This window comes from Flavobacterium sp., assembly GCF_020217025.1.
GTDB lineage: Bacteria > Bacteroidota > Bacteroidia > Flavobacteriales > Flavobacteriaceae > Flavobacterium.
This window is the reverse complement of record NZ_JAIWOF010000181.1, coordinates 1-10,000: the sequence shown is the minus strand read 5'-3', so window position 1 is coordinate 10,000 and position 10,000 is coordinate 1. Positions and strand designations below refer to the sequence as shown.

The window sequence follows — 10,000 nt, the reverse complement described above, 5'->3', positions numbered from 1 at the left end:
AAGTTAAAAGGAGGCAAAGTGGCATTACTATCTCCCGAGTGTACGCCACAAGGTTCAATGTGTTCCATAATTCCTATGATATACACATTTCCATCGGCATCACAAATCGCGTCTGCTTCTGCTTCGATAGCGCCATCTAAATAATGGTCTAACAATAATTTATTGCCTGGAATCGATTTTAATAAATCAATTACGTGTTCTTCTAATTCTTGTTTGTTGATTACAATTTTCATTCCTTGTCCACCCAATACATACGAAGGACGAACTAATAATGGAAAGTCTAACGAATCCGCTAATTTCGATGCTTCTTCAGCACTTTCAGCAATTCCAAACTTAGGGAATGGAATATGCAATTGTGTTAACAAATCCGAGAAACGTCCTCTGTCTTCCGCTAAATCCAAAGCATCGAATGAAGTTCCTAAAATTTTGATTCCGTATTTAGCTAATTTTTCAGCTAATTTCAAAGCGGTTTGTCCACCTAACTGAACAATTACGCCTTCAGGTTTTTCGTGTTGGATGATATCGTAAATATGTTCCCAAAAAACTGGTTCGAAATATAATTTATCTGCCGTATCAAAATCGGTTGAAACCGTTTCTGGATTACAGTTAATCATGATGGTTTCGTAACCACATTCTTTTGCCGCTAAAACCCCGTGAACACATGAATAATCGAACTCAATTCCTTGTCCAATTCTATTTGGACCCGAACCTAAAACCACTACTTTTTTCTTATCGGTAACAATACTTTCGTTATGAACGTATTTCGTTCCGTCTGCTTTTTCAATTTCAGCTTCAAAAGTCGAGTAGAAATATGGTGTTACCGCTTTAAATTCGGCAGCACATGTATCAACTAATTTGTAAACACGTTTGATATTTTGTTCGTCACGTAATTTGTGCACTTGACTTTCCAAACAACCCATCATGTGCGCAATTTGGCGGTCTCCGTATCCTTTTTGTTTTGCTTCTAAAAGCAATTCTCTTGGTAACGTATCGATTTTATAATTCGAAATTTCTCTTTCTAAATGGAATAATTCTTCATATTGTTTTAAGAACCACATGTCGATTTTAGTAATTTCATGAATTCTACTCAATGGAATTCCCATCGCAATAGCATCATAGATTACGAAAACTCTGTCCCAACTCGCGAAAGTTAATTTTTCTATTATTTGTTCGTAGTTTTTATAACCTTTTCCGTCTGCTCCTAACCCATTACGTTTGATTTCTAACGACTGAGTAGCTTTGTGAAGCGCTTCTTGGAACGAACGTCCAATTCCCATAACTTCTCCTACCGATTTCATTTGAAGTCCTAACGTACGGTCTGAACCTTCAAATTTATCGAAGTTCCATCTTGGTATTTTTACGATTACATAATCTAACGTTGGCTCAAATAAAGCCGAAGTTGATTTTGTAATTTGATTTTGTAATTCATCTAAGTTGTATCCTAAAGCTAATTTCGATGCGATTTTTGCAATTGGATAACCCGTTGCTTTTGAAGCTAATGCCGAAGAACGCGACACACGAGGATTAATCTCAATTGCTACTATATCTTCTTTATCATCTGGCGAAACTGCGAATTGCACATTACAACCTCCAGCAAAATTTCCGATAGAGCGCATCATTAAAATCGCCATATCACGCATTTTTTGGAAAGTAGTATCTGATAAAGTCATCGCTGGCGCTACTGTAATCGAATCTCCAGTATGAATTCCCATTGGGTCCATATTTTCGATTGTACAGATGATTACCACGTTGTCGTTGCTGTCACGTAATAACTCTAATTCGTATTCTTTCCAACCCATTAAAGCCTTATCAATCAATACTTCATGAATTGGTGATGCTTCTAAACCGTAAGTCAAAGCACCATCAAAATCTTCTTTTTTGTAAACAATTGCTGCTCCAGTTCCTCCTAATGTAAATGAAGGACGAATTACCAATGGAAACCCAAATTCCTGCGCAATTTCTTTTCCTTGTAAGAAAGAATTAGCCGTTTTAGCCGGCGCTTGCGGAATTCCAATTTTGTTTAGTAAGTTTTTGAATTGCTCTCTATCTTCGGTAATGTTGATGGCATTGATATCTACACCTATTAAACGCACTCCAAAGTCATTCCAAATTCCTTTTTCATCGGCTTCAATCGCTAAATTAAGCGCTGTTTGTCCACCCATAGTTGGTAGAACAGCATCAATTTGTGGATGTGCTTTTAAGATTTCAATGATTGATTTAGTGGTAAGTGGTTTTAAATAAACATGATCCGCCATCGATGGGTCGGTCATGATGGTTGCTGGATTAGAGTTAATTAAGATAACTTCAATTCCTTCCTCTCTTAATGAACGTGCTGATTGAGAACCTGCGTAGTCAAATTCGCAAGCTTGACCAATAACAATAGGTCCAGATCCAATAATTAAAACCGATTTGATTGTGGTGTCTTTAGGCATTGTGTTGTTGTTTTGTTGTTGTGGGTTGTAGTTATATTGCGATTATAAAATTACTAATTTTCAAAGAGTTGCACAAAAAAGCACTTTAAAACTTATTCAAATTTTATAAACAGTTTAAAAAAAAGCCGCTACTAATAAAAGTAACGGCTGATATATTGTTTTAAGCTAAAACATTATTTTTTGTGTCTTGGTTCACAAGAAACAGTTAACTTATGTCTTCCTTTAGCTCTTCTACGAGCAAGCACTTTTCTTCCATTAGCAGAAGCCATTCTATCCATGAAACCGTGCTTATTTCTTCTTTTTCTTTTTGATGGTTGAAACGTTCTCTTACTCATTGTAGTATTTTTTAAAATCTATAAATAAAAATCTTTTTTTAAACTCATAGGTTTCCTATCCTGAAAACCGAGTGCAAATATACAAAGACTTTTTTCATTCGCAAATACTTTTTTAAAAATATTTTTAATTGATTTTATTACCTTTGCACTCAACAAAAAAATACAACATGTTTCACAAAAATATCAAATTAGTTTTAGCAGCGTTAATTATTGCTTTCGGAATCTATCAATTCACAGAAAACAACATTGGTAATGGAATCTTTTTACTACTATTTTCTACCATTTTTATTTTCTTGTACTTTAAAAATGAATTTATTTTATTAGCTTTTTTAAAACTAAGAAAGCAAGATTTCCCAGGAGCGCAAAAATGGTTGTCTTACATTAAAAACCCAGAAGCTGCTTTAGTAAAAAAACAACAAGGCTATTTTAATTACTTACACGGCTTAATGGTTTCTCAAACAAATTTAATTGAAGCTGAAAAATATTTCAAAAAAGCGATTGCTCTTGGCTTATCAATGGATCAAGATTTAGCTTTAGCGAAATTACAATTAGCGGGTATTGCCATGACACGTAGAAGAAAAATTGAAGCTACTAATTTATTAAATGAAGCAAAGAAATTAGACAAGCAAAATATGCTGAAAGATCAGATTAAAATGATGAAAGATCAAATGAAAAAAATGTAATTCATTCATTCTCAATACAAATAAACAAAAAAAGCACCTAATTAGGTGCTTTTTTTGTTTATTTATCGAGTTATCTTTTCGTTTGACGAGTTTTTTAGCTTTGAATATTTCTTTTTCATAGTTTAGCTAAGTAAAAAATAAAAATTCCCCTAAAATTAAATATCCACTATAATTTTTATGAAAAGATTTATTCTACAAAGATGGAAAAGGGGAAATTCCAACTTTTAAAAAATCTATTAAATAAACATGAAAAGATTAAAAGTTATAGTGGTTTTTTAGTCCGTAAAAAATGTTTATGTTTTTAGAAATTAATTTCTAGAAGAAAACACAAAGCGTAATATTAAAAATTCATACAGAAAAGCAAGCTTTTGAGTTTTTTAAATTCTACTCTATCCTCTCAAAACTTTATTGATTTTCTGTATGATTTTTATTTTCCCAATAACATCTTTCCAGCAATTAATAAAAGAATAAATCCAAATACTTTTTTTAGCATTTTTTGATCTAAACTAACAGCTATTTTACTTCCAAAATAACCTCCAATAACAAAGAACATCGCAATTATTCCCACATAACGCCAATCGATAAAACCTTCCTTATGATAGGTATAAACAGCAACTGCTGTAACCGGAACAACTAAGACAGCTAAACTAGTTCCTTGTGCTTGATGTTGATTAAACCCTAAAAGTAAAACCAATAATGGCACCATAATTACACCGCCTCCTACTCCAACCAATCCGCTTAGAATACCCGCTAATATACCAATTAACACTAAAGACAGAACTACTTGAATATCCATTGGGCGCTTATTGTTTGTTATATCCTGAAGTTGGGATTTCGATTTCATATTTTTTTCCTGAAGTATTAGTTAGTTTTTTATCGCGTAACCAAGGATTGTGAATTTTTAAAATTTTATAATTCACACCTTGTGTTTTGGCAAACTTTGCTAAATCCGTAATTGATGAATCAATTACTATTTTTTTGGTTGGAATAGTATAATACAAAGCTTCTTTTGGAATTGAAAAACCGTACTTATCTGACTTTGACATAATTTCTTTCAAAGCTAAAATTCGGAAAACATAACGCGATGTCTCTTCAGTAAGTAACAAATCGTAATAATTATCAACTTGTTGCTCTTCCATTTTTTTAGAAATTCCATTCATTCCACCATTGTATGAAGCTGCTGCTAGAGTCCAAGAACCAAATTTTTCTTTAGCACTTAATAAATATTTACAAGCCGCTTCGGTTGATTTTTCTAAATGATAACGTTCGTCTACCTCATCACTTACTTCCATTCCTTTTTCTTTAGCTGTTGCTGGCATAAATTGCCAAACACCTCTTGCTCCAGCTGGAGAAACTGCATTCACCAAACTACTTTCAATAACTGCCAAATATTTAAAATCATCTGGTACTCCATATTTAGCCAGAATCGGTTCAATTATTGGAAATACTTTATTCGCACGTTTAATAACTAAAGTAGTATTCGTATGATAATTCATATTGGTAATCATTTCTTTATCCAAACGCTCTTGAACATCTGCCATAAACGTTGGCACTTCTTCACCCGAAAAGTCCATTTTCAAACTATAACCTACTGGAGAATATTTCGTATCATCTGAAACTACTCCATAAATTAGAAAACTTGCTAAAAGAGCAACCGTTCCCAAAATCACTATCTTCTTCATATGCTTTTTCATTTTTTAATCGTTTAGAATTAATTTAGGTAAATTTTCATTCAACCACTTGAATTTATTAACTATCATGATGTGGGTTCCACCTTTTACAACAATACATTTTTCGATGTTTTTGATTGGAAAAACCTCATCCGCATCACCATGAATATGAACAACCGCTTCGTTTACTTCTTTTTGTTTCCAACACAAAATAGTTTCAATTGCCCAATCCAAATAGTGCTTATCTCGAACCGATAAATATTTTTCGTATAACTTTAATCGTTTCGCTACAATATTATCTCCAAATGCATATTTAACCAATTTTTCAATATCAGCCAAAAGTTGGGTTGGAATTAACTTATACGCTTTTGTTGCTTTCGCTACTTTAAAACGCGGAGGAAATTCAGTATTGGATTTTACACTTGAAATGATAATTACTTTACGAACTTTCATTTGCTTCGCCATTTCCTGAACCAAAACGCCACCAAAAGAAACTCCAACTAAAACCGGATTTTCATCCTGAATTTTCTCTGTCATTCGAAGTGCGTAACTTTCGATACTTTCTTTTTCAAGAGGCAAAAACCATTCCAAAAAATGCATTTCAAATTGGTCTTCTGGTAATTTTATATTTTCGAAAATTGTAGGACTTGCAGCCAAGCCAGGCATAAAATAAACTGGAATCTTACTCATTACCATTATTTTAAAAAAGTTTCGTAAATTTGCACCTTAATTGAAAGGCATCATGGAAATCAAAGATAATGAACTTTTAAGACAATTTGAAATTATTACCGAAACTGGCTTAGTTGCTATTGAGTATTCTATTCAAGAACGTAAACTTTTTTTAACCAAATTTTGCAATAATTCAAACGAAGATGAAGAGTTGCATAACGAATTTATTAAAACCGTTTTAGAACTGGCGCAAGAACGAAAATTAAAAGTAGTTCCAACACACGCAAAATTCATCAGTTTCTTTAGAAAGAATCGAAAATTTCAAGAAATGTTGCCTCCTGGAATTAAGATTTAATTCTAAGAAAAATCCCAAGTCTATTAAACTTGGGATTTTTTTTATGCTTCTACGTTTAGAAATTCCATTCTTACACTTCCGTCTTCGTCAATCTTAGTTAGATTAATTTCGTGCAACGTATTGACTAATTCTGGATTCCAAGGTGTTTTTACTTTTACGTAATTTTCTGTAAATCCGTGAATGTAGCCTTCTTTGTTTTCACTTTCGAATAGAACGGTTCTATTCGTTCCAATTTGACTTTCGTAAAACGCTCTTCTTTTCTTAACCGAAAGTCCGCGTAACATTTTACTTCTTTTCGAACGCACGTTCATTGGCACTACTCCTTCCATTTCTACTGCTTCTGTATTATCTCTTTCCGAATAGGTAAAAACGTGTAAATAGGAAATATCTAAATCATTTAAGAAATGATAGGTTTCTAAGAAATGTTCGTCTGTTTCACCTGGAAATCCAACAATAACATCTACTCCAATACACGCATGAGGCATTACTTCACGAATCTTAGCTACTCGTTCTGTATAAACTTCGCGTAAATAACGACGCTTCATTTTTTTCAAAACATCATTAGAACCCGATTGTAGCGGAATGTGAAAATGCGGAACAAATGTGCGACTTTGTGATACGAATTCAATAGTTTCGTTTTTCAATAAATTAGGTTCGATAGAAGAAATTCGCAAACGTTCGATTCCTTCTACTTCATCTAAAGCTTTTACTAAATCTAAGAAAGTATGTTCGTGTTTTTTATTTCCGAATTCTCCTTTACCGTAATCTCCAATATTTACTCCGGTTAACACGATTTCTTTGATGCCTTGTTCTGAAATTTCTTTAGCATTTTTCAATACATTTTCTAATGCATCACTTCGAGAAATTCCTCGAGCTAATGGAATTGTACAATACGTACATTTGTAATCGCAACCATCTTGTACTTTTAAGAAAGCACGCGTTCTGTCGCCAATTGAATAACTTCCTACATAAAAATCGGCTTCTTCGATTTCGCATGAATGAACTTCACCCATGTCGTTTTTCGACAAGTCATTAATATAATCGGTGATTTTGAATTTTTCTGTTGCGCCTAAAACCAAATCTACACCATCAACTGCGGCTAATTCTTCTGGTTTTAATTGGGCATAACAACCAACTGCGGCAACAAACGCTTTATCATTCAGCTTCATTGCTTTTTTTACAATCTGCTTGAATTGTTTATCCGCATTATCGGTAACCGAACACGTATTGATTACATAAATATCTGCAATTTCCTCGAAATCAACACGTTCAAAACCTTCATTTTGAAAATCACGTGCAATAGTAGACGTTTCTGAGAAGTTCAATTTGCATCCTAAAGTGTAGAATGCGACTTTTTTCTTGTTTTTCATAAATACAACTCAATTAATGAAATCGTTGTCAAAAAATTGAGATTGCAAAGATAGTTTTAATGTGGCAATTAGACAATATACCAATTGGACAATTATTTGAATTAATTTGTAACTTTTTAAGAATTTAGTCCGTAGAACTATAAAATCAAAAATATGGCAGGAGAAGGTTCTATGATGCAAGCGATAAAAAGCTTAGCTTATAATAAATCTTTGAGAGGTAATCACAATCGAACAAGTTGGAAAGATTATAAAATCCAAAACGACAAACCTTTAGAAGATCACATTAAAGCAACACCTGAATTATTAGAAGAAATAAGAACTCGTTTACAAGTTGAAAATAAAAAAAGAAAGAAGCACCAAATTATGTTGGCACTTCTTTCGATTATCGTTGCGATTTTGGCAATCTATTTAATAACTAAAATTAATTATATCGGAATATAAATGGATTCCAGTTTATAAAAATAGAGACATTGACGAATCAACTACTCTTTTCTATACTTTTTCGTTTCTTCAAAAACGTGTTCTAATATTTTAGCGTCTTGTTCTGTAAATTCTACGTGACGGCGACTCATTACAATTTTAGCGGTTTCGAAAGCTTTTTTGGTGATGTAGGTTGTAAATCCAGAAGCGCCACCCCACGAGAAACTTGGTACAAAATTTCTTGGAAATCCAGATCCAAAAATATTAGTCGAAACACCAACAACCGTTCCTGTATTAAACATTGTGTTAATACCACATTTACTGTGATCGCCCATCATTAATCCGCAGAATTGCAAACCTGTTCGAGCAAAACCTTCGGTTTCATAGCTCCACAAACGCACTTCTTCGTAGTTGTTTTTTAAATTGGAATTATTCGAATCGGCACCAATGTTACACCATTCTCCTAAAACGGAATTCCCTAAAAATCCGTCATGGCCTTTGTTAGAATAACCGAATAAAACCGAATTATTTACTTCTCCACCAATACGACAATGTGGCCCAACAGTTGTTGCTCCATATACTTTAGTAGCTAATTTTACTTGCGCTTCTTCGCATAAAGCAAATGGTCCACGAATCACCGAACCTTCCATGATTTCAGCATTTTTTCCGATGTAAATTGGTCCAGTTGAAGCGTTTAAAGTAACGAATTCCAACTTCGCTCCTTCTTCAATGAAAATATTTTCAGGAGCAATTACGTTGACGCTTTTGGGAATCGGTTGAGAGAATCTATCTTCTGTAAGTAATTCAAAATCCTCACGAATAGCGGCATCATTTTTTGCAAAAATATCCCAAGTGTTTTCGATTCTTAAAACGTCGCCTTCGTATTCAATTAATTCATACTCATCAAAATCAATATCTTCTTGCGTATCATGCGTATGAAAAGCAATGATTTCTTCTCCAAAAAGAATCGCTTCTTTTGGATTCAGATTTTGAACCATATCAATTAAAATCGGATTGGGTAAAAACGAAGCGTTAATCATGATGTTTTGTTCCATTTCTACCATTGGATATTTCTCCATTAAATATTCCTCGGTAAGCGTTGTAGTAGTATATCCCAAATATTTTTCCCACTTTTCGCGAATCGTTAAAATTCCGATACGAATATCAGCTACAGGACGCGTAAAAGTAAAAGGAAGTAAGGCATTGCGAACGGTTCCGTCAAAAAGTATATAGTTCATTATGTTGAATTGTTAAAGTGATGAATTGTGTAAAACAATACTCAAAAGTAGGAAGATTTAGGCAATAAAAAAAGCCTCACCTAAGTGAAGCTTTTTTCTATTTTGAAAAAGCAAAAAATTATTTAGCTTTTTTAGCGTATTTGCTGTTGAATTTATCGATACGACCAGCAGTATCAATAAGTTTAGATTTACCTGTGTAAAAAGGGTGAGACGTTCTAGAAATCTCCATTTTGAAAACTGGATACTCAACACCTTCGTGAGTAATAGTTTCTTTAGTTTCTACTGTAGATTTAGTGATAAAAACATCCTCATTTGACATGTCTTTGAATGCAACTAATCTGTAATTTTCTGGGTGAATACCTTTTTTCATTTTGTAAATCTTTTTATTAAGCGATTATAACTTGTTTCGCGGCTCAGCTTTAGCGGAGGTGTAAACAATTTATAACCTTTTGGTTTATAAACTTTTTATTTGAGAGTGCAAAATTACATTTAATTTTTAATTTACCAATGTTTCTGTAACTTTTTTTTATTTTTTAACTCTTATCCTACAACGATTAGAATTCTTATATTTGTAAATTAATTAAACCAAAACAAACTATGAACGAAATTATCAAAAAGAACGGAATTACCTTTGGTATCATTACTGGAGTTTTAAGTGTATTGATTACAACTTCTATTTACATTGTTGATTTATCTTTAATGACAAAATGGTGGTTAGGCCTCTCAATTTTGGCAGTATACATAATTATAGGTTGTGTTTTATTAGTTAAAACTAAAAAAGATTTAGGTGGCTACATGAGTTTCAAAGAAGGCTTTACCACTTATTTT

The 10,000-nt window shown here is 32.9% G+C and carries 12 protein-coding genes; 4 read left to right on the top strand and 8 right to left on the bottom strand.

Translation table 11 applies throughout. The features are described 5' to 3' along the window. Positions 1 to 2,432 (bottom strand): carbamoyl-phosphate synthase large subunit (gene carB, locus LDL23_RS09300; protein WP_291265442.1); only part of this gene is annotated, 2,432 nt, incomplete at its 3' end. A 173-nt stretch (positions 2,433 to 2,605) separates the two neighbouring features. Next, on the bottom strand, positions 2,606 to 2,767 hold the full coding sequence (gene rpmH, locus LDL23_RS09295) for a 50S ribosomal protein L34 (protein WP_007136275.1): 162 nt from the start codon (positions 2,765 to 2,767) through the stop codon (positions 2,606 to 2,608). Positions 2,768 to 2,934: 167 nt separating this feature from the next. Between rpmH and LDL23_RS09290 the strand changes: the two genes are divergently transcribed. Continuing rightward, positions 2,935 to 3,450 carry a DUF2892 domain-containing protein gene (locus LDL23_RS09290; RefSeq protein WP_291265441.1) on the top strand — a complete coding sequence of 172 codons (516 nt, stop codon included), beginning with the start codon at positions 2,935 to 2,937 and terminating at the stop codon, positions 3,448 to 3,450. Positions 3,451 to 3,877: 427 nt separating this feature from the next. Here LDL23_RS09290 and LDL23_RS09285 read toward each other — a convergent pair whose 3' ends face one another. Genes LDL23_RS09285 through LDL23_RS09275 form a run of 3 tightly spaced genes read right to left on the bottom strand, consistent with a single transcriptional unit; the run spans position 3,878 to position 5,810 of the window. After that, the gene (locus LDL23_RS09285; RefSeq protein ID WP_291265440.1) at positions 3,878 to 4,246 is read right to left on the bottom strand and encodes a sulfite exporter TauE/SafE family protein; all 369 of its coding nucleotides are present in this window, start codon (positions 4,244 to 4,246) and stop codon (positions 3,878 to 3,880) included. A 7-nt stretch (positions 4,247 to 4,253) separates the two neighbouring features. Continuing rightward, complete coding sequence (locus LDL23_RS09280) at positions 4,254 to 5,144, bottom strand: lytic transglycosylase domain-containing protein (protein ID WP_291265439.1); 891 nt, start codon at positions 5,142 to 5,144, stop codon at positions 4,254 to 4,256. A 3-nt stretch (positions 5,145 to 5,147) separates the two neighbouring features. Beyond that, entirely contained in the window at positions 5,148 to 5,810 is a 663-nt protein-coding gene (locus tag LDL23_RS09275) for an alpha/beta hydrolase (RefSeq protein ID WP_291265438.1), read from the bottom strand. Positions 5,811 to 5,862: 52 nt separating this feature from the next. On the opposite strand from LDL23_RS09275, the gene LDL23_RS09270 reads away from it, so the two are divergent. Next, positions 5,863 to 6,144, top strand: coding sequence for a GNAT family N-acetyltransferase (locus tag LDL23_RS09270; protein WP_111567765.1), 282 nt, complete (start codon positions 5,863 to 5,865; stop codon positions 6,142 to 6,144). 41 nt (positions 6,145 to 6,185) lie between these two features. Here the strand turns inward: LDL23_RS09270 and mtaB are convergent, their stop codons facing one another. After that, complete coding sequence (mtaB, locus tag LDL23_RS09265) at positions 6,186 to 7,514, bottom strand: tRNA (N(6)-L-threonylcarbamoyladenosine(37)-C(2))-methylthiotransferase MtaB (RefSeq protein ID WP_291265437.1); 1,329 nt, start codon at positions 7,512 to 7,514, stop codon at positions 6,186 to 6,188. A 153-nt stretch (positions 7,515 to 7,667) separates the two neighbouring features. Between mtaB and LDL23_RS09260 the strand changes: the two genes are divergently transcribed. Further along, positions 7,668 to 7,955 carry a hypothetical protein gene (locus LDL23_RS09260; RefSeq protein ID WP_291265436.1) on the top strand — a complete coding sequence of 96 codons (288 nt, stop codon included), beginning with the start codon at positions 7,668 to 7,670 and terminating at the stop codon, positions 7,953 to 7,955. Between the two features lie 41 nt (positions 7,956 to 7,996). Here the strand turns inward: LDL23_RS09260 and LDL23_RS09255 are convergent, their stop codons facing one another. Then, the gene (locus tag LDL23_RS09255; RefSeq protein WP_291265435.1) at positions 7,997 to 9,172 is read right to left on the bottom strand and encodes a GlmU family protein; all 1,176 of its coding nucleotides are present in this window, start codon (positions 9,170 to 9,172) and stop codon (positions 7,997 to 7,999) included. A gap of 118 nt (positions 9,173 to 9,290) precedes the next feature. After that, positions 9,291 to 9,542 carry a type B 50S ribosomal protein L31 gene (locus LDL23_RS09250; protein WP_026724762.1) on the bottom strand — a complete coding sequence of 84 codons (252 nt, stop codon included), beginning with the start codon at positions 9,540 to 9,542 and terminating at the stop codon, positions 9,291 to 9,293. 227 nt (positions 9,543 to 9,769) lie between these two features. On the opposite strand from LDL23_RS09250, the gene LDL23_RS09245 reads away from it, so the two are divergent. Then, on the top strand, positions 9,770 to 10,000 hold a 231-nt coding region (locus tag LDL23_RS09245; RefSeq protein WP_291265434.1), incomplete at its 3' end, for a DUF4199 family protein.

Excerpts from the sequence above, each read along its gene's own strand:
- rpmH (WP_007136275.1), bottom strand. The coding sequence starts at position 2,767 with ATGAGTAAGAGAACGTTTCAACCATCAAAAAGAAAAAGAAGAAATAAG.
- LDL23_RS09290 (WP_291265441.1), top strand. The coding sequence starts at position 2,935 with ATGTTTCACAAAAATATCAAATTAGTTTTAGCAGCGTTAATTATTGCT.
- LDL23_RS09285 (WP_291265440.1), bottom strand. The coding sequence starts at position 4,246 with ATGGATATTCAAGTAGTTCTGTCTTTAGTGTTAATTGGTATATTAGCG.
- LDL23_RS09280 (WP_291265439.1), bottom strand. The coding sequence starts at position 5,144 with ATGAAAAAGCATATGAAGAAGATAGTGATTTTGGGAACGGTTGCTCTT.
- LDL23_RS09275 (WP_291265438.1), bottom strand. The coding sequence starts at position 5,810 with ATGAGTAAGATTCCAGTTTATTTTATGCCTGGCTTGGCTGCAAGTCCT.
- LDL23_RS09270 (WP_111567765.1), top strand. The coding sequence starts at position 5,863 with ATGGAAATCAAAGATAATGAACTTTTAAGACAATTTGAAATTATTACC.
- mtaB (WP_291265437.1), bottom strand. The coding sequence starts at position 7,514 with ATGAAAAACAAGAAAAAAGTCGCATTCTACACTTTAGGATGCAAATTG.
- LDL23_RS09260 (WP_291265436.1), top strand. The coding sequence starts at position 7,668 with ATGGCAGGAGAAGGTTCTATGATGCAAGCGATAAAAAGCTTAGCTTAT.
- LDL23_RS09255 (WP_291265435.1), bottom strand. The coding sequence starts at position 9,172 with ATGAACTATATACTTTTTGACGGAACCGTTCGCAATGCCTTACTTCCT.
- LDL23_RS09250 (WP_026724762.1), bottom strand. The coding sequence starts at position 9,542 with ATGAAAAAAGGTATTCACCCAGAAAATTACAGATTAGTTGCATTCAAA.